Below are 25,480 nucleotides of genomic sequence, written 5' to 3'. Positions count from 1 at the left end.
GGGCTGTTCGGCGAGGCGACCGGGTCCGCCGGGGTGGCGGCGGACGGCGGTGATACCGGCGCAGGGCGTCGAGCACGACCGCGCCGGCGATGTTGCCGTTCCCTTCGAGCCGTACGCCGACGCCGCCCGTGCCGCGGACCAGCGGGATGCGCGGTGGGGGCGCCGGATGGACGTCCGGTGCCCCCACCTTGGGCCGAAAGGGTCAGATCCGATCGGCGACGATCATCAGGTAGTGGAAGCTGCCCTCCTTGTACGCCGTGAGGAACGGGTCCTCGATACCCGTCGCCACCGAGCACTTCGCGCGCAGCTCCCAGTACGGGATCGTCGCCGCCGTCAGGTCGACCACGTCGATGGGGACGAGGTTGTTCTCCGCGAGCGCGCGGAAGTAGGCGCTGCGCGGGTGGATGTTGCAGGTGTAGTGCTCGTCGATCCGGCTGACCGCCTTGGAGCGGAGGCCGGTCACATCGTTGGAACAGCCGGTGATGCAGACGTAGCGGCCGCCGTGCTCCAGGAGCCGGGAGAACTCGTCGAAGAGCTCGAAGAGATCCACGTACATCGTGGTCTCGTTGGTCCAGATCGCCTGGCGCGAACCGGTGGCGAAACCGGTGTCCAGCATGTTCCGGAAGTGGAACTTCACCCGGTCGGCGACCCCGCGCTTCTCGGCCTGCGCGTTGGCGAAGTCGACCTGGTACTCGGAGATCGAGACGCCGTCGACCCGGCAGCCGAACCGTTGCTCGGCCATGATGCTGGTGCCTCCGCGCCCGGATCCCGCGTCCAGGAGGAGGTCGTCCGGCGTGCGGGCACCCAGGTGGTCGAGGAGCAGATCGGCCTGGGCCGTCTCCAGACGGTGCAGCTCCTGGATGATCCGGGCGTCGCGGGTGTCCTCCGGCCCGGCGAGGACGGAGGGATCGTACTCGCCGATGCCGTAGTGGTGGTGGTAGAGCCCGTCGATCTCGCCGAGCCGCAGGTTGACCGGGTCCTGCTGGTGGGTGTTCCAGTAGCGGGCCACGGACTCCTGATAGGGCGTTCGCAGCACGGTGGACTGCGTGGATGTGGTCATGCGTGGGTTCCTTACCTGGTTCTTGTGGGGGGACAGAGGGGCGAGAAGGGTCGTGCGGGTGGTGCGTCAGTCCGCCGTCCGGTAGCGGGCGCTGCCCGCGTGCCATTCGCGGTTGCCGCCCACCCAGGCCCACGTTCCGGCCAGGAAGCGGGCCAGCTGCGGCGAGCCGGTGCGGGCCAGGACGGACGCCTCGGCCTCGAAGGTGTGCATCAGCTCGTCGTGGATCTCCACGGAGCGCGTGACCGCCTCCTCCATGGAGCACTGCTCCTCGGCGGCGATCAGCACGGGCAGGCTGAAGTCCGTGGGATCCTCCTTGCCCATCGAGTACAGATCGTTCATGAGGACGGTCGCGGTGCCGGCCAGATTGAACGCGCGGCGCACTCGGGGGTCGGAGAACTCGGCCATCGGCACCTCGTAGCCGGCGACGGCGTCGACGAGGACCATGCACGGGATGAAGCTGTTCTCGTGCCGGTGCATCAGGTACTCCCAGACCGGCGGCCGTTGCCCGGTGGTGTGCCAGACACCCTCCTGGTTGTACGCGACGAACATGGTGGCCAGCTCGTGGCGGAGCCGGCGCACCTGGGTCGTCGAGGCGTACGCCAGAAGGTTGTCCAGGGCCGAGCGGAGCGCCCGCGCCACCGGGTCGGCGCGCACCGCACCCTCCAGTTGCGGCGCGTAGGCCGGCGGAAGGTGGGCCTGGTCGATGACCGAGTGGCAGAGGGCGAGGCGCTGCCCCAGGACCTCGTGGTGAGGCTCCTCCACCTCGCCGTCGACGATGTGGTCGTCGACCGCCCATTCGGACAGTCCGCACTTGGCCGCGGCGAGGAGCACGTCGGGGTCGTCGGACTCCGGGTGGGCCAGCATCATCAGCCGCCCGAAGTTCGCCGAACGGACCTTGTCCAGGTGGCCGCGGTAGATGCCGACCTCCTGGGCCCAGAGCACCAGACGCTCGTTGACCAGCTCGCCGAGGCCCGGGTCGTCACGGACGGCGGGCGGGCAGTACAGCGCCGGTACGCCCTTGGGCGGCGGGGTGCCCGTGGCGGGCGCCGTGACCGGGTGGGACGGCTGCGGGAGCAGCAAGCGAGCGGCAGAGGTGCCGAGCCCGGTCGGCCCGTGCGCGAGCGGCCCCCGCCCGGTCGGCCCGTGCGCGAGCGGCCCTGTTGCGGCGAGGGGCGGCTCCCCGAACAGGTGCGGCCGGGCCGGCCGTACGGGATCCGTGAATACCGCGTCGATCAGCTCCGCCACCTCATGGGTGCCCGCCGCGGCGGCCATGCGGGAGAGCACGGACACGGCTCAGCCCCCGTTCCCGCGACGACCGCCCCGCGCGGAGGGACGGTCAGGCACGCGGACGCACCTCGACGTTCTCCAGGATGCCGATCGCGTCCGGGACGAGGACGGCCGCCGAGTAGTAGGTGGAGACGAGGTAGGAGATGATCGCCTTCTCGTCGATTCCCATGAAGCGGCAGTTGAGGCCGGGTTCGATCTCGTCGGGGATTCCGGTCTGGTGAAGGCCGATGACGCCCTCGTTGTTCTCGCCGGTCCGCATCGCGATGATCGAGGAGGTCTGGTGCTCGCTGATGCCGATCTTGCTGCACGGGAGGATCGGGATGCCGCGCCAGGCCGGGATGTGGTGGCCGTCGACGTCCACCGCGTCGAGCATGAGCCCGCGCTTGTTGCACTCCTTGCCGAAAGCGGCGATGGCCCGGGGGTGGGCGAAGATGTACTGGGTGCCGCGCCGCATGCTGATCAGGTCGTCGAGGTCGTCCGGGGTGGGCGGCCCCGAGTGGGTCTGGATGCGCTGGTCGTAGTCGGTGTTGTTGAGCAGCCCGAACTCCGGGTTGTTGACCAGCTCGTGCTCCTGGGTCTCGCGGAGCTCCTGGATGGTCAGCCGCAACTGCTGCTGCGTCTGGTTCATCGGCTGGTTGTAGAGGTCGGCGACCCGGCTGTGCACCTTCAGGACGGTCTGGGCGACGCTCAGCTCGTACTCGCGCGGCTTGAGTTCGTAGTCCGCGAAGGCGGCGGGCAGCACGGCCTCGCCCTTGTGGCCGGCGCTGAGCTCGATGGCCGCCTCGCCCGCCTTGTTGGTGGGCCGTCGGTGGCCGTTGGTGCCGAGGCCCTGGACATGGTCGCGCAGATTCTCGTACTGGTCGGCGACGGCCTTGTACGCCGTCTGAGGCAGGGCCAGGATCGTGCACGCGGTCGTGGCCTTGGCCGTGAACTCCCACTTGCCGTCCCCGGCGAGGACCTGGCCGCCGAAGGTGTCGCCGTCGCCGAGCCGGCCGAGCAGGGTCTCGTCGCCGTACTTGCCGGTGCCGAGCTTCTCGACCTTGCCGTGGGCGATCAGATAGACGTGGTCGGCCTTCTTGCCGGAGTGCACGATGACCTGGCCGGGCTCGTACTCCTTCTGCACGAACCGGTCGGCCAGCGCGCCGAGCGCCGTCGGGTCGTCGAAGCCGCGCAGCAGGGGCAGTTCGGCCAGTTCGGCAGGGATGACCTGCACCTTGGAGCCGCTCTTGACAAAGGTCACGCGGCCGTCGCCGACGACGTACGAAAGGCGCCGGTTGACGCGGTACGTGCCGCCGGGCGTGTGGACCCAGGGCAGCTTGCGCATCAGCCAGCGGGAGCTGATGCCCTGCATCTGGGGTTCGGACTTGGTCGTGGTCGCGAGGTTGCGCGCCGCGGCCGTGCTGAGGCTGAGCTGGATCTGACGCACCTCGGCGGAGGGGCTGGGGGTGGCCGCGGGCGCCGTCTGCTCTGTGTCGACCGACATGGGACTCCGTTCCTGGGATCTCTGCTTCCGTCACTCTCCGCGTCCAGATGTAACGCATTGTTGCCGTCGTCACATGCGTGTGGCGTGGCCGTGCGGGAGCACTCACCGACAGGGAGCGCCCTTCGCGCGCCCCCGCGCGCTCCGCCGGACGGGACTCCGCCGCACGAGACTCGGCCGCACGAGAGCGAGGAGAGCCTCGGCGCAGGACGTCAACGCCTCGCGACGTCCCGCGCCGCGGGCTCCCAGAACGCGGCCAGGGCACCCTCCTTGTACGGCGTGGGGCTGACGCTCAGTTCACCCGCGAACGGCCGGTCGAGCACGACGACGAGCAGGAGGCTGAAGCCGATGAGCGCGGCGACCGCGCCGACGAAGAGGAGTTGCATGCGCCGGCTCCGCATCCCGTACAGGAAGGTCAGCGGGATGATGACGAGGGCGCCGCCGACGGCCAGCAGCTGGAGGAGCAGCGGCAGTTGCTGACCGGCCATGGTGAGCCTGGCCCGGCGCTCTCCCGCCACGTCGTCGAGGGTGGCGGCGGCCTGCCCGTAGAAGGCCTTCTGCGCCTCGGTGGTGGGCTCGTAGGACTGGAGCGCGTCGTACAGGCCGTCGAGCTTCGCGCCCGTGACGGTGTAGTCCGCGGCCCCCTCGCGCATGAGCGGCCACTGCACCTCGACGACGCCGTGCACATAGCCGGAGGCCGCCGCGTGCACCCGGGCGCGCGCCTCAGGCGGGAAGGCGCGGGCGTCGCGCACGATCAGGGCGACGCCAGTGGCCTCGGCGGCGACCACGTTCTGGGTGTTCTCCATCTGGGTCCACAGGGTGACGATGACGAAGGCGAGGATGATGCCGTAGATGGCGCCGAACATCCCGAGGACGACCCCGACCATGTCGTTGTGTTCGCCGTCGGCGAGCTTGGGATGTCTGCGGCGCAGCAGCACGCTCCCGGTCAGGGAGACGAGGACGGTGCCGCCGACGATCAGGACGCCGAGGGCGAGGGTGCTGAGGTGGTTGAGCAGCCAGAGAGTCACGGTGACCGAGGGTAATCACCTGCTTACGGAATCGAAAAATCGATGCCACCCCCTTCCAGGGACCGCGCCCCGACGGATTTACTGACTCCGGAGGATCTACCGAATGATCGGTAGGGCGATGGGACGGGAGTGGGCGCGGCATGACGGATCTGCTGGACGGCGGCGAACGGCTCGGGCGCGAGGAGCTGGAGGTCCTCCAGCTGGAGCGACTGCGCGCCACACTGCGTCACGCGTACGAGAACGTGGGCTTCTACCGGCAGTCCTTCGACAAGGCGGGGCTGCACCCCGACGACTGCCGTTCCCTGGCCGATCTCGCCCGCTTCCCGTTCACCGCCAAGACCGATCTGCGGGACCACTATCCCTTCGGGATGTTCGCGGTCGACCAGTCGGAGATCCGGCGCATCCACGCCTCCAGCGGGACCACGGGCCGGCCGACCGTCGTGGGTTACACCGAGCGCGATCTGGACACCTGGGCCGACGTGGTCGCCCGCTCCATCAGGGCGGCGGGCGGCAGGCCGGGCCACAAGGTCCATGTGGCGTACGGCTACGGGCTGTTCACCGGCGGACTCGGCGCGCACTACGGGGCGGAGCGGCTCGGCTGTACGGTCATTCCTGCCTCGGGCGGCATGACGGCCCGTCAGGTCCAGCTGATCCAGGACTTCCGGCCCGAGATCATCATGGTGACGCCGTCTTACATGCTCACGCTGCTCGACGAGTTCGAGCGCCAGGGCGTGGATCCGCGGTCGACCTCCCTCAAGGTGGGCATCTTCGGCGCCGAGCCGTGGACGGAGGCGATGCGGCGGGAGATCGAGGAGCGTTTCGCCATCGACGCCGTCGACATATACGGGCTTTCGGAGGTGATGGGCCCGGGGGTCGCCCAGGAGTGCGTGGAGACGAAGGACGGTCTGCACATCTGGGAGGACCACTTCTACCCCGAGATCGTGGATCCGTTTACGGGCGAGGTGCTGCCGGACGGGGAGGAGGGCGAGCTGGTGTTCACCTCCCTCACGAAGGAGGCCATGCCGGTCATCCGGTACCGCACGCGGGACCTGACCCGACTGCTGCTGGGAACGGCGCGGGTGTTCCGGCGGATGGAGAAGGTCACGGGCCGCAGTGACGACATGGTGATCCTGCGCGGGGTGAACCTCTTCCCCACTCAGATCGAGGAGATCGTGCTCCGTACGGCGGGGGTGGCCCCGCACTTCCAGCTGAGGCTGACCCGGGAGGGCCGCCTGGACGCCCTGACGATCCGCGCCGAGGCCCGCCCGGACGCCACCCCCGATCAGCGCGCGGAGGCGGCCCGTTCGATCGCGGCGGCGTGCAAGGACGGCATCGGCGTCTCGGTCGGTGTCGAGGTCGTCGATCCCGAGACGCTGGAGCGGTCGGTGGGCAAGATCAAGCGGATCGTGGACCTGCGGGACTAGGCGCTTCGGCGCGGTCACCCCGGGTCGCGGCCCGGTCACCCACCGGGCGGGCCCGGCCCGCTCGGACTGTGGCCCGGCGGGTGGCTGCGTAGCCTGGAAGGAGGAGGTGGTAGCGATGCTGGCGGACGCACCCATACTCGCGATCATTCCGGTTAACGACATGGCCCGGGCAAAGCGCTTCTACACCGAGACCCTCGGCCTCACGCTGACCAGGGAGGCGCCCGAGGACACCAGGTTCGAATCCGGTGGTCAGGTCTTCGCTCTCTATGAGACGCCCTACGGCGGCCAGGCCGCGCACACCATTGCGTGCTGGACGGTCGCCGACCTCGACGCGGAGATGAAGGAGCTGCGGTCCAAGGGCGTGACGTTCGAGGACTACGACCTGCCCGGCCTCAAGACGGTCGACGGAGTCGCCGAGTCGGAGACCCTGCGGGGCGCCTGGTTCAAGGACAGCGAGGGGAACATCCTCTCCGTGGCCGAGGAACGTGCGGGCTGACGTCATGAAGTTGCGAAGCGGTCTCTCAGTTCCCGCTTGAGAATCTTCCCGCTCGCGTTGCGCGGCAGCTCGTCCACGAAGAGGATCCTCTTCGGAGCCTTGAAGTGGGCGAGCTTCTCGCGTGCGTGGGCGAGGAGTTCGGTCTCGGTGATGTCGGAGCGGGGGACGACCACGGCCGTGATCGCCTCGATCCAGCGGTCGTCGGGGAGGCCCACGACGGCGACCTCGGCGACGGCGGGGTGGGTGTAGAGGGCGTCCTCGACCTGGCGGGAGGCGACCAGGACTCCCCCGGAGTTGATGACGTCCTTCACGCGGTCCACGACGGTGTAGTAGCCCTCGGCGTCGCGCACCGCGAGGTCGCCGGAGCGGAACCAGCCGCCGCGGAAGGCTGCCTTGGTCTCCTCGGGCTTGTCCCAGTAGCCGTCGCACAACTGCGGTGAGCGGTAGACGATTTCGCCGGGCGTGCCGTCCGGGACCTCGTCGCCGTTCTCGTCGACGACCTTGGCCTCGACGTGGCGAACGGGCCTGCCGCACGAGTCCATGCGGCCCTCGTGCTCGTCCGGGCCGAGGACGGTGGCGAGCGGGCCGATCTCGGACTGACCGAAGCAGTTGTAGAAGCGCAGCCCGGGGAGCCGCTCGCGCAGCCGCTCCAGGACGGGCACGGGCATGATCGAGGCGCCGTAGTACGCCTTGCGCAGGCCGGAGAGGTCGCGGCTCGCGAACTCCGGGTGGTTCGACAGTCCGATCCACACGGTCGGCGGGGCGAAGAGGCTGTCGGCGCGGCCCGCCTCGATCAGGTCGAAGAGGACCTTCGGGTCGGGCCCGTCGACGATGGTGTTCTCGGCGCCGACCGCGAGGTACGGCAGCAGGAAGACGTGCATCTGCGCGGAGTGGTAGAGCGGCAGCGAGTGGACCGGTTTGTCGTCGGCGCGCAGGTCGAGGGCCTCGATGGCGCTGGCGTACTCGTGGACCAGGGCGCGGTGCGTCATCCGGGCGCCCTTGGGAAGCGCCGTCGTCCCCGAGGTGTAGAGCAGTTGGACGTACTCGCGGGCGTCGCGGTCGGTGTCGTACGTGCCGGGCTCGGCGAGCGCGCTGAGGAACGAGTCCTCGGTGTCCCGCAGGGCCCGTACGGCCAGGTCGGCGGGGACGTGGTCGGCGAGACCCGGGTCGGCGAGGACGAGTGAACTCCCCGACTGGCGCAGGATGTAGTCGAGGTCCTCGCCCGTGAGGTGGTGGTTGACCGGGACGTGGATCAGGTCCGCGCGGGAGCAGGCCAGGAAGGCGATGAGATACGCGTCCGAGTTGTGGGCGTAGGTCGCGACGCGCGAACGCTCCGCGAGCCCGTACCGCTCCCTCAGCACGGCGGCGGCGGTGGTGACGGCCGCGTCCAGCTCGGCGTAGGTCCAGGCGCGGTCCGCGTACCGCACGGCGATCCGCTCGGGGGTGCGCTGGGCACTCATGCGTAGGACGCCGTCGACGGTGCGGCTCAGGAGTCGTTCCATGGCGGGATCCTCGACGGCCAGGTGCGGCGGGTCAAGTACCGGACCAGCCGCATACCTTCGGGCCGCCCTCGCCACCGTCACCGCCTCGCTCCCCGCCGCGGCGGCCGCCGACTCAGGGACTGAACGACAGGAACACGAAGGCGGCGAAGATCGAGAGATGGACGCCGCCCTGGAGCAGGGTGGCCCGTCCGGGCACCACGGTCAGGGCGCTCACGACGGCGGTGAGCACCAGCAGGACCATGTGCAGCGCCCCGACGCCGAGGACCAGGGGCCCGGACAGCCAGATCGAGGCGAGCGCGATCGCCGGAATCGTCAGGCCGATGCTGGCGATCGCGGAGCCGTAGGCGAGGTTGAGGCTGGTCTGCATCCGGTCGCGTCCGGCGGCGCGCACGGCGGCGAGCGTCTCGGGGAGGAGGACCATCAGGGCGATGATCACGCCGACGACGGCCTTGGGCAGTCCGGCGGACTCGACGCCGTCCTCGATGGTGGGCGAGACGATCTTGGCCAGGCCGACGACGGCGACGAGCGCCAGGACCAGGAGTCCGAGGCTGGCCCAGGTCTCGCGGTCGGTCGGCGGTTCGGCGTGCTCGGCCTCGGACTGCCGGCCCTCCTTGCCCTCGGTCGGCACCGGCAGGAAGTAGTCGCGGTGCCGGAAGGTCTGGACGGCGACGAACACCCCGTACAGACAGAGCGAGGCGACGGCGGCGAACGCGAGCTGCGCACCGGAGAACTCGGGGCCGGGCCTGCTCGTGGTGAAGGTCGGCAGGACCAGAGTCATGGTCGCGAGCGTGCACACGGTGGCGAGGGCGCCGCCGGAGCCCTCGGCGTTGAAGACCGCGACGCGGTGGCGCAGCGCGCCGACCAGCAGCGAAAGGCCGACGATGCCGTTGCAGGTGATCATGACGGCCGCGAAGACGGTGTCGCGGGCGTAGGTGGACGCCTTCCCGCCGCCGCCCGCCATGAGGGTGACGATCAGCCCGACCTCGATGACCGTGACGGCGACGGCGAGGACGAGGGAGCCGAAGGGTTCGCCGACGCGGTGGGCGACGACCTCGGCGTGGTGGACGGCGGCCAGGACCGCGGCGAACAGGAGGACCGCGATGATGCCGACGGCGAAGCCGGGCAGCCCACGGCCCCAGGCGAGCCCAAGGGCGACACCCGCCACGACCGGTCCCCACGTCGTCCACCGCCGGATCAGGCCTGTCGTACCCGGACTCATGATCCGCATGCTGCCACAGGCGGCTCAGAGCTGCCGCTCCCGGCCCTCCCAGTACGGCTCGCGCAGGCGTCGCTTGTAGAGCTTGCCGTTGGGGTCGCGGGGCATCGTGGCGATGAAGTCGACCGTCTTGGGGCACTTGTAGCCGGCCAGGCGCTCCGCGCAGTGCGCCAGTATGGCGGCGGCGAGGGCCTCTCCCGGCTCGTGGCCCTCGGCCGGTTCGACGACCGCCTTGACCTCCTCGCCCCAGTCGGCGTGCGGGATGCCGAAGGCTGCGGCGTCGGCGACCGCCGGGTGGGTGAGGAGGGCCGACTCGATCTCGGCGGGGTAGATGTTCACCCCGCCCGAGATGATCATGTCGATCTTCCGGTCACGGAGGAAGAGATAGCCGTCCTCGTCGAGGACCCCCAGGTCGCCGACCGTGAAAAAGTCGCCGATCCGGTTCTTCGCGGTCTTCTCCTGGTCCTTGTGGTACGCGAAGCCGCCCGTGGTCATCTTCATGTAGACGGTGCCGAGTTCGCCGGGCGGGAGCCTGTTGCCGTCGTCGTCGAAGACGGCGAGCTCACTGATGGGCCAGGCCTTTCCGACCGTTCCCGGCTTCTTCAGCCAGTCCTCGGCGGTGGCGAACGCGCCGCCACCCTCGCTCGCCGCGTAGTACTCCTCCACGCAGCTCCCCCACCAGTCGATCATCGCCCGCTTGACGTGGTCGGGGCAGGGCGCGGCGCCGTGGATGGCGTGCCGCATCGACGAGACGTCGTACCGGGCCCGTACGTCCTCCGGGAGGGAGAGGAGCCGGTGGAACTGGGTCGGGACCATGTGGGTGTGGGTGCAGGCGTGGGTGTCGATGAGCCGCAGCATCTCCTCGGGGGTCCACTTGTCCATGAGGACGAGCGGATGGCCGATGTGCAGGGCCGCGCTCGCGAACTGGAGGACTGCCGTGTGGTAGAGCGGCGAGCAGACGAGATGCACGTTGCCGTCGAAGGGCCGGATCCCGAAGATGCCGAGGAAGCCGCCGAGGTAGGTCTCCTCGGGGAGCTTGCCGGGCAGCGGGCGGCGGATGCCGCGCGGCCGGCCGGTGGTGCCGGAGGTGTAGTTCATGACCCAGCCGAGGGTGCGGTCCTGGGGGGCGGACTCCGGGAAGCCGTCGAGGAGTTCGGCGTACGGGCGGAAGCCGGGGATCTCGCCGACGGAGTGCCGGTGGGTGGCGGGCAGCCCGGCCTCGTCGGCGGCGGCGGTCGCGGCGGCGGCGAACCGCTCGTGGGCGATGAGCACCTTGGCCCCGGAGTCGGTGACGATCCAGGCGATCTCGGGGCCGACCAGGTGGTGGTTGACGGGCACGAGGTAGAACCCGGCCTGGGTGGCGGCGAGATGGGCGGTGAGGAACTCGACACCGTTGGGCAGGACGACGGCGAAGGCGTCACCGCGCTCCAGGCCCGCCGCGCGCAGCCCGTGGACCAGCCGGTTGACGTCGGCGTGCAGGCGCCCGGCGGTCCACTCCTCGCCGTCGGGAGCGACGAGGACCGTACGGGAGGGGTCGGCGGCGGCCTGGGACCAGAAGCCGTTCACGTTGAGGTCACCCATCATGAACTCCTTCCCGCGATGCGGTTGATGCGGTCCACGGCCCGCTCGAAGCCTCGGGTGAGCTCGTCGAAGACCTGCTGGACGCTGCGTTCGGAGTTCATCCGGCCGACGATCTGCCCGACGGGCGTGCCGAGCAGCGGCTCGACCTCGTACTTCTGGATACGGGAGACGGCCTCGGCGACCAGCAGTCCCTGGAGGGGCATGGGGAGGGTGCCGGGGCCGTCCGGGTCGTCCCAGGCGTCGGTCCACTCGGTGCGCAGCTGGCGCGCGGGCTTGCCCGTGAGGGCGCGCGAGCGGACGGTGTCGCCCGAGCCCGCGGCGAGGAGCTTGGCGGTCAGCGCGCGGGAGTGGAGTTCGGCCTCGGTGGTGGTGAGCCAGAGGGAGCCGAGCCAGACGCCCTGGGCGCCAAGGGCGAGCCCGGCGGCGATCTGTTCGCCGCTGCCGATGCCGCCCGCGGCGAGGACGGGGAGCGGGGAGACGGCGTCGACGACCTCGGGCGTGAGGACCATGGAGGCGATCTCGCCGGTGTGGCCGCCGGCCTCGTAGCCCTGGGCGACGACGATGTCGATGCCGGCCTCGGCGTGGTGGCGGGCGTGCCGGGCGCTGCCGGCGAGCGCGGCGACGAGGACGTCATGGTCGTGGGCGCGCTGGACCACGTCGACGGGCGGGGAGCCGAGGGCGTTGGCGAGGAGCCTGATGGGGTAGTCGAAGGCGACGTCGAGCTGGTTGCGGGCGACCTGCTCCATCCAGCCGGTGATGCGCCAGCCGGAGGCCTCGCCCTCGGCGAGTTCGGGGACGCCGTGCTTGGCGAGGGTCGTCCGCACGAACTCGCGGTGCTCCGCGGGGATCATCGCCTCGACGTCGGCCTCGCTCACCCCCTCGACCTTCTTCGCGGGCATGACGACGTCGAGGCCGTACGGCAGTCCGTCGGTGTGGTCCTGCATCCAGTCGAGGTCGCGGGCGAGGTCGTCGGGGGCGGTGTAGCGCACCGCGCCGAGGACGCCGAATCCGCCGGCTCTGGTGATGGCGGCGGCCACCGCGGGGAAGGGCGTGAAGCCGAAGATGGCGTGCTCGATCCCCAGTTTTTGGCTCAGCTCCGTCTTCATGGGCGGCAGGATGCCGCAGCGGATCGGCCGAGGGAAGAGATTTTCTGATGCAGTGTCAGATTCTTTGCCTCGCCGCCCGCTTCCTTGACCCGCCCTCACCCCGGTAAGAAAGTTTCAGGCGCCGCGCGTGTGGCCGAAGGATTCTTTCAGTGGCGTGGGAGAGGGTAGGGATGACGGAGGAATCGGCAGGGAGTGCGGCGGGCCGGGGAATCGGTCGCCGGGCGTTCGGCGGACGGCTTCTCGCCCTGGGAGGTGCGGTGATGGTCGGCTCGATTCCGGGGGCAGCCGCCGCGGCCTCCGTGCCCCGGGGCGGACGGACCACTCTGCGGCACGGGTCCGCCGAGCGGGCCGGGCTGCTGGCCGAGCACCTGGACCGGCTGGTCACCGACGCCGAGAGGTTCCTTGGCCCCTCCCCCCTCCACCCGTGGTACGCGGGAGCGGTGCTGCTCGCCGGGCGGGGCGGGACGGTCGCCCTGCACCGGCCGATCGGGAGGGCGGTGCGGTACGCGGCGTACGACGAGACGACGGGCACGGGTGTCGAACTGCCGGCGGACCGGCAGATCCCGATGGCCGAGGACACGGTCTTCGACCTGGCCTCCGTCTCGAAGCTCTTCACCTCGATCCTGGCGGTGCAGCAGATCGAGCGCGGGGCGCTGGAGCTCGAGGCGAGGGTCACGGCGTATCTGCCGGAGTTCGGGGGCGGCGGGAAGCAGGACATCACGGTCCGTCAGCTGCTCACGCACACCTCCGGGTTCCGCTCCTGGATCCCGCTGTTCAAGGAGCCGACGCGGGAAGGGAAGCTGCGGCTGCTGTGGAACGAGGCGCCGGCGAACCCGCCCGGGACCCGCTATCTGTACTCCGATCTGAATCTCATCTCGCTCCAGCTGGTCCTGGAGGAGATCACCGGTCGCGGTCTGGACGCACTGCTCCGAAGCGAGATCACTGCTCCACTCGGGATGCACCGCACGCGTTTCAATCCCCCGCTCTCCTGGCGGCCGAAGATCGCGGCCACGGAGGACGCCCGGCTCCCCTGGTCGGGCCTCGACCGGGGCATGGTGTGGGGCGAGGTCCACGACGAGAACGCGTTCAGCCTGGGCGGGGTCGCCGGGCACGCGGGCGTGTTCTCCTGCGCGTGGGACCTCGCGGTCCTCGCGCGCACCCTGCTCAACGGCGGGGCGTACGGCGACACGCGGATCCTGGCCCCCGAGTCGGTGGGGCTGATGTTCACCGACTTCAACACCGCGTTCCCAGGCGACGAGCACGGCCTCGGCTTCGAGCTCTACCAGCACTGGTACATGGGCGCGATGGCGACCCCGCACTCGGCGGGGCACACCGGCTTCACCGGCACCAGCCTGGTCCTGGACCCTTCCACCGACGCGTTCCTCATCGTCCTCGGCAACTCGGTCCACCCGGTCCGTTCCTGGCGCTCCGGCTCGGCGCCCCGCGTCGCCGCCTCGAACAACCTCGCCCGCGCGGTCCCCGTCCGCCCGGAGCGGGGTCGCACCTCATGGTTCTCGGGCATGGCGAGCGCCACGAGCACGACGCTGACCCTGCCGCCGGTTCCGGGCGCGGCCCGGCTGGAGTGCGGTCTGTGGTGGGACACCGAGCCGAACGTGGACGCCGCCCGCCTGGAAGCCTCCACGGACGGCGGCGCGACCTGGGGGCCGGTGCCGTTCACCACCGTACGCAAGGGTCAGGAGCCGCAGCTTCACCCGGCGGGAGCGGTGAGCGGCTGGTCGGGACGCGTCTGGCACGAGGCGGCGGCGGACCTGTCGGCCTGGTCCTCGCCGGGCGGGGCGAGGCTTCGCTGGCGGTACACGACGGACCAGCGCTATGTGGGGCGCGGGGTGTACGTCGATTCCGTACGGCTCCTGGACGGCTCGGGGCGCCGTCTGTTCGACGACGCGCGTTCTGCGGACGCCTCCCGGATCGAGGCGGTGGGCTGGACGCGCTCGGCAGAATGACCGCTCACGTACCCCGGTTCTCCACCGAGCTCAGGAACGACTCGACCACCTGGCGGAAGCGTTCCGGCTCCTCGGCCGAAGGCACATGGGCGCTTTCCTCGAAGAGGACCCACCGGGCACCCGGGATGCCCTCGGCGATGGGGCGGACCACCTTCGGGGTCGTCACGTCGTAGCGTCCGGAGAGGACGAGCACCGGCAGATCCAGTTCGCCGAGGCGGTCGGTGACGTCCCAGTCCTTCTGGTTGCCGGTGACGTTCCACTCGGTACCCCACATCGTCTCGTACACCTCCCCGTTCCAGTTCTCGAACGAGCGCATGAGGTGGTCGGGCCACGGGTCGAGCCGGCAGAGCCAGCGGCCGTAGAAGGCCTTCAGGGCTTCGAGGTACTCCTCGGTCTCGGTGGTGCCCGCCGCTTCGTTCCGGTCGAGGACCTCCCGCACGTCCTCCGAGAGGGATTCCTTCAGGCGACGCGCCTCGGCCTCGTAGAGGGCGGCGCTGGCAAGGGGGTCGGCGAGGACCACTCCGGCCACGCCGCCGGGCTTTCGAAGCAGGTACTCCAGGGCCACCTGAGTGCCCCAGGAGTGGCCGAGCAGGTGCACCGGGTCAAGTCCAAGGGCCTCGCGCAGGGCGGCGACCTCGTCCACGAAGGTGTCCATCACCCACAGGGCGGGGTCGTCCGCGTGCGCGGACCTGCCACAGCCGAACTGGTCGTAGAAGACGACGGTCCGCCCATCGCTCTCGGCCAGGGCGGCGAGGTCCTGCAGGTAGTCGTGCGGGCAGCCCGGGCCGCCGTTGATCACGAGCAGCGGAAGTTTCCCGTCCGTCCGGGCCGGTTCGCCCACGATCTGGTACCAGGTGTGGAATCCGCGGAACGGCACAGTGCCTTCGGTGACGGCCATGGCGCGCCTCCTGAGGAGATCCGGCACCCCCTCCATCATGGGCAGCCCGGGGACGGACGCGCCAGAGGTCCGGCCGTCCGCTCAGCCGCCCGGCTCCGCCGCCGTCCGCAGGGCCGCGAGGACCGGGCTGATCAGGGGGTGGTCCTCGGCCCCCCGGCGTACGGCGGCGAAGACGCGGCGGGTGGGGGCCACGCCGTCCACCGGGCGGATCGCCACCTCGTCGAGTGCCGTGCCGCGCAGCGCTGAGCGCGGTACGAGCGCGACACCCGCGCCGGCGGAGGCGAGCGCGACCACGGCGCTGAAGTCGTCGGAGGAGTGCTCGAGGCGGGGTGCGAAGCCGGCGTACTCGCAGGCCAGGACCGTCACGTCATGGCAGGGGTTGCCGGCGGACTGGCCGATCCAGGCGTCCTTGGCGAGATCGGCCAGGGCGACCTGCCCGCCGTCGGCGAGCGGGTGCCCGAGCGGCAGGACGGCGTCGAAGGGCTCCGCGTACAGCGGTACGCGGGTGAGCCGGGCGTCGTCCTCGCCGGGCGCGCCGCGGTACTCGACGGCCACGGCGACGTCGACCTGGCGGTCCAGGACCATCAGCAGGCTCTCGTCGCCCTCCGCGTCCCGTACCCGTACCCGAATGCCGGGCGAGGTCCGGGCGAGGCCGGTGATCGCCGGGGCGACGACGAGGCCGATACCGGTGGCGAAGGCCGCGACCGTGACCGTCCCCGCCTCGCCCGATCCGTACGCGGCGAGTTCGGACTCGGCGCGCTCCAGCTGGGCGAGGACCGCGTTGGCGTGGCTGAGCAGGATCTCGCCGGCCGGGGTGAGCCGCGCCCCACGGGCGTTGCGCTCGACCAGCCGGTGGCCGGTCTCCTGCTCCAGGGCGGCGAGCTGCTGCGAGACGGCGGAGGGGGTGAGATAGAGCGCGGCGGCAGCCGCCGTGACGGTGCGGTGGTCGGCCACCGCCCGGAGGATGTGCAGCCGCCGCGCTTCGATCATTCCCCTAGTCTCGCAGGGCGGCGCGCGCGTCGACGAACGCGTCCACAGCCCGGTTCACATCATCGGATGAATGGGCCGCCGAGAGCTGGACGCGGATCCGGGCCTGGCCCTGCGGCACGACGGGGTACGAGAAGCCGATCACGTAGACGCCGCGCTCCAGGAGCAGCTCCGCCATGCGGCCTGCCTCGGACGCGTCGCCGATCATCACGGGGGCGATGGCGTGGTCGCCCGCGAGGATGTCGAAGCCCTCCGCGGTCATGCGGGTGCGGAACAGCTCGGTGTTGGCGCGCAGCCGGTCGCGCAGGTCGCCGGCCGACTCGAGCAGGTCGAGGACCTTGAGGGAGGCGGCGGTGATGACCGGGGCGAGGGTGTTGGAGAAGAGGTACGGGCGGGAGCGCTGGCGCAGCAGGGCGACGATCTCGGCGCGGGCGGCGACGTAGCCGCCGGAGGCGCCGCCGAGGGCCTTGCCGAGGGTGCCGGTGATGATGTCGACGCGGTCCATGACGCCGTGCAGCTCGGGGGTGCCGCGGCCGCCGGGGCCGACGAAGCCGACGGCGTGCGAGTCGTCGACCATGACCATGGCGTCGTAGCGCTCGGCCAGGTCGCAGATCTCGTCGAGCGGGGCGACGTATCCGTCCATGGAGAAGACGCCGTCGGTGACGATCAGCTTGCGGCGGGCGCCGCCCTCGCCGGCCTCCTTGAGCTGCTGCTCCAGGTCGGCCATGTCGCGGTTGGCGTAGCGGAAGCGGCGGGCCTTGGAGAGGCGGATGCCGTCGATGATGGAGGCGTGGTTGAGGGCGTCGGAGATGACGGCGTCCTCGGGGCCGAGCAGCGTCTCGAAGACGCCGCCGTTGGCGTCGAAGCAGGAGGAGTAGAGGATCGTGTCCTCCTGGCCGAGGAAGGAGGACAGCCGGGCCTCCAGCTCCTTGTGCACCTCCTGCGTACCGCAGATGAAGCGCACGGACGCCATGCCGTAGCCCCAGCGGTCGAGCGCCTCGTGGGCGGAGGCGATCACCTCGGGGTGGTCGGCGAGCCCGAGGTAGTTGTTGGCGCAGAAGTTGAGCACCTCACCGGGCTGCCCGCCGGCGATGACGGCGACGGTCGCGGACTGGGGGGTGCCGATCACGCGCTCGGGCTTGTGCAGTCCGGCGGCACGGATCTCGTCGAGGGTGGTGCGGAGGTCGTCGCGTACGGAGTCGAACATGGTGGGTTCCTTCGGGGGTCAGGCGAGCTGGTGGAACCGAGCCCTAGAAAGAGGTGGTCCAGTCGAGGATGATCTTGCCGCCCTTGCCGGACGCGGCGTCGTCGAAGGCGGCTTCGAAGTCCGTGTACGCGTAGCGGCCGGTGATCACCGGGGCGAGGTCGAGGCCGCCCTCCAGGAGGACCGACATCGCGTACCAGGTCTCGAACATCTCGCGCCCGTAGATGCCCTTGATGGTGATCATCGACGTGACGATCTTCGCCCAGTCGACGGCGAAGTCCTCCGCGGGCAGGCCCAGCATGGCGATCTTGCCGCCGTTGGTCATGTTCGCGACCATGTCGCGCATCGCGCGCGGGTTGCCCGACATCTCCAGGCCGACGTCGAAGCCCTCCTTGAGGCCGAGCGTGCGCTGGCCGTCGGCGATCGTCTGCTCGGCGACGTTCAGCGCGAGCGAGACGCCGGCCTTGCGGGCGAGGTCGAGGCGCTCCTCGCTGACGTCGGTGATGACCACGTTGCGCGCGCCGGCGTGCTTGGCGACCGCCGCCGCCATGATGCCGATCGGGCCCGCGCCGGTGACCAGCACGTCCTCGCCGACGAGAGGGAAGGAGAGCGCGGTGTGCACGGCGTTGCCGAACGGGTCGAAGATCGCGGCGACGTCGAGGTCGACCGGCACCCGGTGCACCCACACGTTGGACGCGGGCAGGGCGACGTACTCGGCGAACGCGCCGTCGCGCCCGACGCCGAGGCCGACGGTCGCGCGGCACAGGTGGCGGCGGCCGGCCAGGCAGTTGCGGCACTTGCCGCAGACCAGGTGGCCCTCGCCGCTGACCAGGTCGCCGACCGCGATGTCCACGACGTCACGGCCTGTCTCGACGACCTCGCCGACGAACTCGTGGCCGAGGGTCAGCGGTGTGGCGATGGTCCTCTGCGCCCAGCCGTCCCAGGAGCGGATGTGCAGGTCGGTCCCGCAGATACCGGTCCGCTTGACCTTGATCAGTACGTCTCCGGCGCCGATCTGCGGCTCCGGCACGTCCATGAGCCAGAGTCCCGGCTCCGCCTTCTGCTTGACCAGCGCCTTCAATGCCTTGGCTCCCGACGTGCGTGTCCTGTGACGTATGGGGTACGGGCACGGGTTCGCGCCCAAGATCCCCGAAGAGAATCTTCCGTACGTCGTGCATCGGGGTCCATCGAGGTTTTCTTAAGCGCGGCCACAGGTGAGCTTCACGCCGCTGGCGGGGAGCAGGGCGGCGCCCCCTCCTCATCGTCCCAGCGCCGCCATCGCCGCGTTGTGTCCGGGGATCCCGCTGACTCCGCCGCCCCGGACGGCGCCTGCGCCGCACAGCAGAACGTTGGCATGGTCGGTCTCGACGCCCCAGCGGCCGGTGCCCTCTTCCCCGTAGGGGAAGGAGAGGTCGCGGTGGAAGATGTGCCCGCCGGGCAGCCGGAGATCGCGTTCGAGGTCGAGCGGCGTCTTCGCCTCGATGCAGGGCTCGCCCTCGGCGTCGAGGGCGAGACAGTCGGCGATCGGCTCGTCGAGGACGGCGTCGAGTTCGGCGAGGGTCGCCTTGAGGAGGGCGGCGCGGGCGGTGTCGTTGTCGGCGGTGAACAGCCGGGCGGGGGTGTGCAGTCCGAAGAGGGTGAGGGTCTGGTAGCCGCGCGCGGCGAGCTCGGGGCCGAGGATGCTGGGGTCGGTCAGCGAGTGGCAGTAGATCTCGGAGGGCGGGGCGCTGGGCAGCCGGCCGGCGGCCGCCTCGGCGTAGGCGGTGGCCAACTGGCCGTAGCCCTCGGCGATGTGGAAGGTTCCGGCGAACGCCTCGCGCGGGTCGACGGACCGGTCCCGCAGCCGGGGCAGCCGGGTGAGCAGCATGTTCACCTTGAGCTGGGCGCCTTCGGCGGGCGGCGGAGGCGTCTCGCCGAGGAGCTCGGCGAGGGCCTGGGGCGAGGCGTTGACAAGTACGTGCTCTGCCGCGATCACGCCCTCGCCCTCCGACGTTCGGTACGTGACCTCGGCGCGGAGGCCGTCGGTCTCGATCCGGACGGCCTCGTGGCCGGTGCGGATCTCCGCGCCCGCGGTGCGGGCGGCGTCGGCGAGGGCGTCGGTGAGGGCGCCCATGCCACCGACGGGGACGTCCCAGTCGCCGGTGCCGCCGCCGATGACGTGGTAGAGGAAGCAGCGGTTCTGGAGCAGCGAGGGATCGTGGGCGTCGGCGAAGGTGCCGATCAGGGCGTCGGTCAGGACGACGCCCCGGACCAGGTCGTCGGCGAAGGTCTCCTCGACGGCGGCGCCGATCGGCTGCTCGAAGAGCATCCGCCAGGCGGTCTCGTCGGCCACGCGCGCGTGGAGTTCCTCGCGGGACGGCAGCGGCTCCGTGAGCGTGGGGAAGACGCGCTCGGCGACCTGTCCCGTACGGCCGTAGAACGCCTGCCACGCCTCGTACTCGCGGTCCGATCCGGTGAGCGCCGCGAAGGAGGCGCGGGTCCGATCGGCGCCGCCGCCGACGAGCAGCCCTCCGTCGCCCTTCGGCGTGTACGAGGAGATGGACCGTTTCCGCACCGCGAACCGCAGCCCCAGCTCGCGCACGATCTTCGGCGGCAGCAGCGAGACCAGATAGGAGTACCGGGAGAGCCGGGCGTCGACCCCGGCGAAGGGCCGGGTGGAGACGGCGGCCCCGCCGGTGGAGCCGAGCCGTTCCAGGACGAGGACGGTGCGTCCGGCGCGGGCCAGGTAGGCGGCGGCGACCAGTCCGTTGTGGCCACCGCCGACGATGACGGCGTCGTACGAGCGCTGTGCGGTCATGTCTCTTGCTAGCACGCGAAGATCGCCCGTGGAACCCCGTGTCCAGCGCGTGTTCGGCTACCCGTCGTGACCGGGCCGCTCGCGGCGCAGGGCGGCCACCCGGCGGTACAGCTCGACGGCCTCCGCGTCGCGGCCGAGCTGTTCGAGGCAGTGGGCCTCGTCGTGGCGGCTGCCGAGGGTGTCGGGGTGGTCGGCGCCGAGGGTGCGCTCGCGGGCCTCGGCGACCTGGCGGTAGACCGCGAGGGCGTCCTGCCAGCGGGCCAGCCAGCCGAGGCCGACGGCGATCTCGCGGCGGCTGACGAGCGTGTCCGGGTGGTCGGCGCCGAGGACGCGTTCGCGGATCGCGCACACGGCGCGGGCCTCCTCGACGGCCTCCTCCCAGCGGGAGAGGCGGCCGAGGCTGACGCCGAGGCCGTGGCGGGCGCGCAGCGTCTCGGGGTCGTCGGGGCCGAGCGCCCGGGTGCGGGCCTCGACCAGGTCGCGGTAGAGCTCCAGGGCCTCGGCGCTCCGGCCGAGCCGGCCCAGGCAGATGCCCACCTCGTAGCGGGCGGCGAGGGTGTCGGGGTGGTCAGGGCCGAGGACGGTGCCACGGGCCGTCGCGACCTCGCGGTAGGCGGCGAGCGCCTCCGTCCAGCGCCCCGACTGTCCGAGGGTGTACGCCACTTCGTACCGCGTCACCAGGGTGTCGGGATGCTCCTCGCCAAGCAGCCGGGCGCGTGCCTCGGCCACCTCCGTGGCCATCCGGTACGACTCGTCGAGGCGGCCGAGGCGGCCCAGGTTGAAGGCCAGGTTGTGGCGGCAGCGCAGGGTGTCGGGGTGGTCCGGGCCCATGGTGCGCTCGCGCGAGGCGAGTACCTCCGCGTACACCTGGTGCGCCTCGACGTGCCGCCCGAGACGGCCGAGGACGTACGCGGTCTCCTGGCGCGCGGCCAGCGTGTCGGGGTGGTCCGCGCCGAGGACCCGCTCGCGCGCCTCGGCCACGCGGCCGAACTCGCGCAGGGCGTCGGCCGGCCGGGCGAGCCTGCTGAGCGTGAAGCCGAGTTCGTACCGGCTGGCGAGGGTGTCGGGGTGGTCCGGCCCGAGGACACGGCCGCGGTCCTCGACGACGGACCGGTGCACGTCCTCCGCCTCGTCCCAGCGGCCGAGCCGGCCGAGGCTGAGCCCCGCCCTGTGCCGGCTGGCGAGCACGGCGAGGAGTTCCGGCGGCGCGGCGGCCCGGGCGCGGAGTTCCGGCGGCGCGGCGGCCTGGGCGTGGAGTTCCGGCGGCGGAGTGGCACGCTCCGCGCGCTCGGCGGTCCGCTGGGGGATCACCCGCGAGGGGCTCGTCCACTCCCCCGTGAGCTCGGCGGCCGGGTCGTACGCCACGGTGCGCAGCGCGAGGGAGCCGGCGGTGACCCGGTGGCCGGTGGTCATCCCCCGGGCCCAGGACGGGAGTCGGTGCGGGGCCGCCTCGGGCAGCCGTACGGGAGGCGCCACGGGCCCCGGTCCGGTGAGTCCGGTGCGGGCGGAGACGATCCGGCGGCGCAGGTCGTTCGCGTCGGTGGGCCGCTCCTCGGGCGTCTTGGCGAGCAGATCGAGGACGATCCGGTCCAGGTAGTCGGGCAGTTCGGCGCGGTGCGTCCGCAGCGGTTCGGGCGGGGTGTCGCGATGGCCGACGAGGACGGCCCAGTTGTCCTCCAGGTCGAACGGCGGGGCGCCGGTGGCGATCTCGTACAGCACGCAGCCGAGTGAGTACAGGTCACTGCGGTGGTCGATCTCGCCGCCGCTGATCTGCTCCGGCGACATGTAGTGCGGGGTGCCCATGGCGATGCCGGTGCCCGTGAGCTTGGAGGTGAAGCCGATGTCGGCGCCGAGGCGCGCGATGCCGAAGTCGCAGATCTTCACGGCGCCGTCGCCGAGCCGCATGATGTTGGCGGGCTTGAGGTCGCGGTGGACGATCCCCTGGCGGTGGGTGTAGGCGAGGGCGTCGGCGACCTGTTCGGCGATGTCCACGACGTCCTGCACCGGCAGCGGGTGCTGCTTGTTCTCCTCCAGGAGCTGGCTGAGGTTGTGCCCCTCCAGGAGCTCCATGACGAGGAAGAGCACCCCGTCGGACTCGCCGAAGTCATGGACGACGGTGACCCCGCGGTGCTGGAGTGAGGCGGCGACCCGGGCCTCGCGCCGGAACCGCTCCCGCAGCACCGTCACGAACTGGGGGTCCCGCTGGGGACCCAGCGGCTTGAGGCACTTGACCGCGACCCCGCGGCCGAGCGACTCGTCGGTGGCCCGCCACACCTCGCCCATGCCGCCGCGCCCGATCACCTCGTGCAGCCGGTACCGGCCCTGGATCAGCCTGGTTTCCGCCATCTCGTGCTGTCGCCCCCGTCGATACTCCGCGCCCTCCCCGGCCGGTCCAGTATGGCCGCCTGACTGCGGAGTCTGTACGGCGCGGGGCGCGCGTCGGGGCCGAGACGGGCCATCGCTTTCAGAATGTGACCTGGCGGCAGCCGCCAGCGGAGCCTGGCCGGGATGGAGCGCAGCAGATTGCCGGTGGCGGTGAGCTGATACGTGACGGTGTCGGGCGGCGGCGCGGGCCGGCCGTAGAGCTCGTGGGCGTAGGGAGGCAGGGAGTTGTACGCGAGGGAGGCCACGCGCCGCCAGACGATCTCGCGCGCCGGTGCGAGCGCGGGCCTGACGGGCGGGCGGCGCAGGAAGGCGTCGACGGTGTGGGCGTCCTCGCCGGCGGCGAGCCGGGGTCGTACGGCGTCGAAGTAGGCGGCGAGTTCGCCGGCGGTGGCGGGCACGGTGCGCGGGTCGAGCCCGACGAGCCGGGCGGAGGCGCGGTGTTCGTCGATGTAGCGGTCGGCCTGGGCGTCGGTGAGGGGGATGCCCGAGCGGCGGACGACCGAGACGTACGAGTCGACCTCGGCGCAGTGCACCCAGAGCAGCAGCTCGGGGTCGTCGACGCCGAGGAGGCGGTGGATCCTCCGCACGCGGGCGCCGGCCGCCTCGGCGGCGTCGGTGGTGCCGTAGCTGATCGTGCCGACGAAGTTCGCCGTGCGCAGGAGCCGGCCCCAGGCGTCGCGCCTGAAGTCACTGTTGATCATGACGCCGCGGACGGCGACGGGGTGGAGTGCCTGGAGGTACAGGGCGCGGACCCCGGCGATCCACATCACCGGGTCGCCGTGCAGCTGCCAGGTGACGGAGTCGGGACCGAAGAGCCCGGGGTCGGCGTCCTGCCTCATACCGTTCAGGCTACGGGTGCCGGATCCGCTATCGCCAGATCGCCTGGATCGAGTCGAACTGTGCCCACGTGATCGGGTTGCCGCTGTTGGCGCCGTAAATGCTCACGGATCCGGCGGTGTTGATCTCGAAGCGGCAGGCGTTGATGCCCTGGCTGTTGTTGCGGGGCGTCGCGGCGCGCACGTACCAGGTGGGCGCCGTGAACCCGGCCGGCAGGGTGGCGATCCTGGCGTCGGCGACGAGGTTGCAGGTGATCGCGCCACGGGCCTGGAGGAACGTGGTGTCGGCGATCGTGATGAGGCGCACCTGCGGAGTGGCACCGGCCTGGGCGGTGATGCCCGGCTCCAGGACGAGGTCGGTCCAGGCCTGGGCCACGACGCCGGCCGCGGCGGCGGGCGTGGCGGCGATCAGGTTGCCGGCGGCCGCGGCGGCGGGCATGGCGAGGGCGGCGCCGAGGATGCTGCGGCGGTTGAAGGACTGGGACATGACGAATGGGCTCCTTGGCCAGAAGAGATGAGTGGGAGAAGGGGGGTGGGGGTCAGCTGGGGGTCAGCGCCAGACGGCGCTGAAGCTGTCCAGCTGCACCCAGGTGATGACGTTGGTGGTGCGGCCGCCATAGAGCCGCAGTTCGCGGTCGTTGCCTGCCTCGACACGGGCGACGCAGTAGCCGCCGTTGCTGTTCCGGGGAACGTTGGCGCGGCAGACCATGCTGGGGGTCAGCGCGTCGGGCAGGGTGCCGATGACCGCGTCGCCGTCGAAGCTGCCCCTGACTCCGCCGCTGAGCTGCAGCGTCGTCGTTCCGGCGATGCTGATGAGCCGCCCCTTGGGGGCGTTCTGGTCGACGGTGACCCCGGCGGCGAGGGTGATCGGCTGCCAGTCGGTGAGCACCTTCACGCCGTCGACCTCGGGGGCCGCGGACAGCGACATGATGGTGCAGGTGCGCGGGCCGGGGTCCTCGGTGGCGAAACCGAAGTGGAGGTGCGGCACACCGTTCCGTACGGAGACGGTCATGCCCTCGGCCTCGCGGTGCTCCAGGCCGGGACCGGCGGTGATGTGCTGCCGGTCCAGCATGGCGCCGGTGGCCCACTCGAACGCCGTGATGTACGTGTCGCCTGGCAGGGCGACCGCGGACAGGGCCTGGCCCTGGAGCGTGTAGAGGACGCCGCTGTGGGAGGCGTACCCCTGGAAGACGCCGGCAGGGAGGGCCGGGGTGATCTGCTGAATGGCCACCCATTCACCGGCGGCCGCCTTGGCCAGGTCGTACCGCTCGTAGTGCGGCCCGCCGTCGAGGGAGAAGCGCAGGACGAGCTCGTTGGTGCTGCGGTCGATGGTGGGGGTGATGAAGCGGGCCGCCGGGTCGGGGCTGTACGGCTGGGTGTGCAGCGAGGAGCCGTGGTCGATGACCGTGCCTGAGCGGAACTCGAAGCTGGTCACGGCCGAGCCGAAGCCCTGGTTCTTGCTGTTGGGTATCGACGCCGTCTCGGTCCACAGCCAGATCGCCCCGGCGCGGTTCTCCACGCCGACGTTGACGCCGTGTCCGAAGCCGCGCAGGTACATGTGCCCGGTGATCGAGCCGGACGCGGAGAGCCGGGTGACGCACAGGTCGCCCTGCGCGCTCCGCGTGGCCCAGTCCGGCGCCGTGGACTCGCCGGGGAGCTGGATTCCGCCCTCCATGATCTGGAGCACGAAGATGTCGTCGGACACCGGGTCGATGCCGAACGACTGCATGACTGTGCTGTTCTGGAGCGGGCGCCGGTGGAGAAGCTTCCCCACCGGTCCGGCGATGTCTATCTGTCCTGCGACACTGACGCTCAACTGCGCGGCTCCTTGTCACTCTTGATGATCGTCCAGGGGGGCCCAGTCTGTCAGAGCTCTTCGGCCGTGGTCAGGATGCGTGTGGCCGGCCTTCCGGCCAGGGCGGGGGAGTTGGCCGGGACGGACCACACCTGGGTGGTGAGGAAGCCGAGGAACCGCTCGGCCTCCTCCGTGGTCGAGAAGCCGAGGTCCACCACGACGTACGCGGGATCGTCGACCGGGCGCCGGATGTGATGCCGCAGGACGCCCGCGTCGCGCCGCGCGGGGGCGAAGCGGTCGAAGGCCGTCTTCCATACGCCGAAGTCGGTGACCGGGTGCTCGATGTGCAGGGTGATCATCACTCCTCCTCGGTCCGCTGCCGCTGTCTCCCTCCATGCTGGTCTGCGGTGCCCGCGCCCCATATCCCAGATATG

Annotated in this window: 21 protein-coding genes; 3 read left to right on the top strand and 18 right to left on the bottom strand. The window is 71.2% G+C overall.

What is annotated here, in order from left to right; all coding sequences use genetic code 11:
- Nucleotides 1-202: 202 nt before the first annotated feature.
- From ACZ4VI_RS25400 to ACZ4VI_RS25385, 4 genes are all read right to left on the bottom strand, one after another.
- On the bottom strand, nt 203-1,060 hold the full coding sequence (locus ACZ4VI_RS25400) for a geranyl diphosphate 2-C-methyltransferase (protein WP_468002709.1): 858 nt from the start codon (nt 1,058-1,060) through the stop codon (nt 203-205).
- A gap of 66 nt (nt 1,061-1,126) precedes the next feature.
- Entirely contained in the window at nt 1,127-2,350 is a 1,224-nt protein-coding gene (locus ACZ4VI_RS25395) for a family 2 encapsulin nanocompartment cargo protein terpene cyclase (protein WP_468002707.1), read from the bottom strand.
- Nucleotides 2,351-2,396: 46 nt separating this feature from the next.
- Nucleotides 2,397-3,830: a family 2B encapsulin nanocompartment shell protein gene (locus ACZ4VI_RS25390; RefSeq protein ID WP_468002705.1), complete on the bottom strand. Its 1,434-nt coding sequence runs from the start codon at nt 3,828-3,830 to the stop codon at nt 2,397-2,399.
- A gap of 209 nt (nt 3,831-4,039) precedes the next feature.
- Nucleotides 4,040-4,855 (bottom strand): bestrophin-like domain, encoded by an 816-nt coding sequence (locus ACZ4VI_RS25385; RefSeq protein WP_468002704.1) that lies wholly within the window; start codon nt 4,853-4,855, stop codon nt 4,040-4,042.
- Nucleotides 4,856-4,995: 140 nt separating this feature from the next.
- Here ACZ4VI_RS25385 and paaK point away from each other — a divergent pair, with 140 nt between their 5' ends.
- Both paaK and ACZ4VI_RS25375 read left to right on the top strand, forming a co-directional pair.
- A complete protein-coding gene (gene paaK / locus ACZ4VI_RS25380; protein ID WP_468002702.1) occupies nt 4,996-6,279 on the top strand; it encodes a phenylacetate--CoA ligase PaaK in 1,284 nt (427 codons plus the stop codon).
- A gap of 115 nt (nt 6,280-6,394) precedes the next feature.
- A complete protein-coding gene (locus ACZ4VI_RS25375) occupies nt 6,395-6,775 on the top strand; it encodes a VOC family protein (RefSeq protein WP_468002700.1) in 381 nt (126 codons plus the stop codon).
- A 2-nt stretch (nt 6,776-6,777) separates the two neighbouring features.
- On the opposite strand, the gene ACZ4VI_RS25370 is transcribed toward ACZ4VI_RS25375, so the two are convergent.
- From ACZ4VI_RS25370 to ACZ4VI_RS25355, 4 genes are all read right to left on the bottom strand, one after another.
- The gene (locus ACZ4VI_RS25370) at nt 6,778-8,277 is read right to left on the bottom strand and encodes a fatty acyl-CoA synthetase (RefSeq protein WP_468002698.1); all 1,500 of its coding nucleotides are present in this window, start codon (nt 8,275-8,277) and stop codon (nt 6,778-6,780) included.
- A 112-nt stretch (nt 8,278-8,389) separates the two neighbouring features.
- Entirely contained in the window at nt 8,390-9,496 is a 1,107-nt protein-coding gene (locus ACZ4VI_RS25365; RefSeq protein ID WP_468002696.1) for a calcium:cation antiporter, read from the bottom strand.
- 24 nt (nt 9,497-9,520) lie between these two features.
- Nucleotides 9,521-11,074: an acyl-CoA synthetase gene (locus tag ACZ4VI_RS25360; protein WP_468002694.1), complete on the bottom strand. Its 1,554-nt coding sequence runs from the start codon at nt 11,072-11,074 to the stop codon at nt 9,521-9,523.
- Nucleotides 11,074-12,180, bottom strand: a complete 1,107-nt coding sequence (locus ACZ4VI_RS25355) for an NAD(P)H-dependent flavin oxidoreductase (RefSeq protein ID WP_468002692.1) — start codon at nt 12,178-12,180, stop codon at nt 11,074-11,076. Before ACZ4VI_RS25355 ends, ACZ4VI_RS25360 begins: the two co-directional genes overlap by 1 nt.
- 170 nt (nt 12,181-12,350) lie before the next feature.
- Between ACZ4VI_RS25355 and ACZ4VI_RS25350 the strand changes: the two genes are divergently transcribed.
- Nucleotides 12,351-14,144 carry a serine hydrolase domain-containing protein gene (locus ACZ4VI_RS25350; protein ID WP_468002690.1) on the top strand — a complete coding sequence of 598 codons (1,794 nt, stop codon included), beginning with the start codon at nt 12,351-12,353 and terminating at the stop codon, nt 14,142-14,144.
- Nucleotides 14,145-14,148: 4 nt separating this feature from the next.
- On the opposite strand, the gene ACZ4VI_RS25345 is transcribed toward ACZ4VI_RS25350, so the two are convergent.
- The 10 genes from ACZ4VI_RS25345 to ACZ4VI_RS25300 form a co-directional block, all read right to left on the bottom strand.
- Nucleotides 14,149-15,042: a proline iminopeptidase-family hydrolase gene (locus ACZ4VI_RS25345; protein WP_468002688.1), complete on the bottom strand. Its 894-nt coding sequence runs from the start codon at nt 15,040-15,042 to the stop codon at nt 14,149-14,151.
- Between the two features lie 81 nt (nt 15,043-15,123).
- Entirely contained in the window at nt 15,124-16,032 is a 909-nt protein-coding gene (locus ACZ4VI_RS25340) for a LysR family transcriptional regulator (protein WP_468002686.1), read from the bottom strand.
- 4 nt (nt 16,033-16,036) lie between these two features.
- A complete protein-coding gene (locus tag ACZ4VI_RS25335) occupies nt 16,037-17,236 on the bottom strand; it encodes a glycine C-acetyltransferase (protein WP_468002684.1) in 1,200 nt (399 codons plus the stop codon).
- 43 nt (nt 17,237-17,279) lie between these two features.
- Complete coding sequence (gene tdh, locus ACZ4VI_RS25330; RefSeq protein ID WP_468002682.1) at nt 17,280-18,314, bottom strand: L-threonine 3-dehydrogenase; 1,035 nt, start codon at nt 18,312-18,314, stop codon at nt 17,280-17,282.
- Nucleotides 18,315-18,491: 177 nt separating this feature from the next.
- Entirely contained in the window at nt 18,492-20,030 is a 1,539-nt protein-coding gene (locus ACZ4VI_RS25325) for a phytoene desaturase family protein (protein WP_468002680.1), read from the bottom strand.
- 57 nt (nt 20,031-20,087) lie between these two features.
- Entirely contained in the window at nt 20,088-22,376 is a 2,289-nt protein-coding gene (locus ACZ4VI_RS25320; RefSeq protein ID WP_468002678.1) for a serine/threonine-protein kinase, read from the bottom strand.
- The gene (locus tag ACZ4VI_RS25315; RefSeq protein ID WP_468002676.1) at nt 22,358-23,254 is read right to left on the bottom strand and encodes an oxygenase MpaB family protein; all 897 of its coding nucleotides are present in this window, start codon (nt 23,252-23,254) and stop codon (nt 22,358-22,360) included. Before ACZ4VI_RS25315 ends, ACZ4VI_RS25320 begins: the two co-directional genes overlap by 19 nt.
- Before the next feature lie 28 nt (nt 23,255-23,282).
- The gene (locus ACZ4VI_RS25310; protein ID WP_468002675.1) at nt 23,283-23,738 is read right to left on the bottom strand and encodes a hypothetical protein; all 456 of its coding nucleotides are present in this window, start codon (nt 23,736-23,738) and stop codon (nt 23,283-23,285) included.
- A gap of 63 nt (nt 23,739-23,801) precedes the next feature.
- The gene (locus ACZ4VI_RS25305; RefSeq protein WP_468002673.1) at nt 23,802-25,067 is read right to left on the bottom strand and encodes a phage baseplate protein; all 1,266 of its coding nucleotides are present in this window, start codon (nt 25,065-25,067) and stop codon (nt 23,802-23,804) included.
- A 50-nt stretch (nt 25,068-25,117) separates the two neighbouring features.
- The gene (locus tag ACZ4VI_RS25300; protein ID WP_468002671.1) at nt 25,118-25,405 is read right to left on the bottom strand and encodes a hypothetical protein; all 288 of its coding nucleotides are present in this window, start codon (nt 25,403-25,405) and stop codon (nt 25,118-25,120) included.
- Nucleotides 25,406-25,480 lie beyond the last annotated feature (75 nt).

Source organism: Streptomyces sp. NPDC029169, assembly GCF_055563935.1.
This window is presented reverse-complemented; position numbering and strand designations above follow the sequence as displayed.

What these genes read in the sequence shown, in the direction of transcription:
- ACZ4VI_RS25365 (WP_468002696.1), bottom strand. Translation starts at nt 9,496, where the DNA reads ATGAGTCCGGGTACGACAGGCCTGATCCGGCGGTGGACGACGTGGGGA.
- ACZ4VI_RS25375 (WP_468002700.1), top strand. Translation starts at nt 6,395, where the DNA reads ATGCTGGCGGACGCACCCATACTCGCGATCATTCCGGTTAACGACATG.
- paaK (WP_468002702.1), top strand. Translation starts at nt 4,996, where the DNA reads ATGACGGATCTGCTGGACGGCGGCGAACGGCTCGGGCGCGAGGAGCTG.
- ACZ4VI_RS25390 (WP_468002705.1), bottom strand. Translation starts at nt 3,830, where the DNA reads ATGTCGGTCGACACAGAGCAGACGGCGCCCGCGGCCACCCCCAGCCCC.
- ACZ4VI_RS25320 (WP_468002678.1), bottom strand. Translation starts at nt 22,376, where the DNA reads ATGGCGGAAACCAGGCTGATCCAGGGCCGGTACCGGCTGCACGAGGTG.
- ACZ4VI_RS25310 (WP_468002675.1), bottom strand. Translation starts at nt 23,738, where the DNA reads ATGTCCCAGTCCTTCAACCGCCGCAGCATCCTCGGCGCCGCCCTCGCC.
- ACZ4VI_RS25345 (WP_468002688.1), bottom strand. Translation starts at nt 15,042, where the DNA reads ATGGCCGTCACCGAAGGCACTGTGCCGTTCCGCGGATTCCACACCTGG.
- ACZ4VI_RS25300 (WP_468002671.1), bottom strand. Translation starts at nt 25,405, where the DNA reads ATGATCACCCTGCACATCGAGCACCCGGTCACCGACTTCGGCGTATGG.
- ACZ4VI_RS25325 (WP_468002680.1), bottom strand. Translation starts at nt 20,030, where the DNA reads ATGACCGCACAGCGCTCGTACGACGCCGTCATCGTCGGCGGTGGCCAC.
- ACZ4VI_RS25355 (WP_468002692.1), bottom strand. Translation starts at nt 12,180, where the DNA reads ATGAAGACGGAGCTGAGCCAAAAACTGGGGATCGAGCACGCCATCTTC.
- ACZ4VI_RS25315 (WP_468002676.1), bottom strand. Translation starts at nt 23,254, where the DNA reads ATGAGGCAGGACGCCGACCCCGGGCTCTTCGGTCCCGACTCCGTCACC.
- ACZ4VI_RS25350 (WP_468002690.1), top strand. Translation starts at nt 12,351, where the DNA reads ATGACGGAGGAATCGGCAGGGAGTGCGGCGGGCCGGGGAATCGGTCGC.
- ACZ4VI_RS25360 (WP_468002694.1), bottom strand. Translation starts at nt 11,074, where the DNA reads ATGGGTGACCTCAACGTGAACGGCTTCTGGTCCCAGGCCGCCGCCGAC.
- ACZ4VI_RS25340 (WP_468002686.1), bottom strand. Translation starts at nt 16,032, where the DNA reads ATGATCGAAGCGCGGCGGCTGCACATCCTCCGGGCGGTGGCCGACCAC.
- ACZ4VI_RS25370 (WP_468002698.1), bottom strand. Translation starts at nt 8,277, where the DNA reads ATGGAACGACTCCTGAGCCGCACCGTCGACGGCGTCCTACGCATGAGT.
- ACZ4VI_RS25400 (WP_468002709.1), bottom strand. Translation starts at nt 1,060, where the DNA reads ATGACCACATCCACGCAGTCCACCGTGCTGCGAACGCCCTATCAGGAG.
- ACZ4VI_RS25335 (WP_468002684.1), bottom strand. Translation starts at nt 17,236, where the DNA reads ATGTTCGACTCCGTACGCGACGACCTCCGCACCACCCTCGACGAGATC.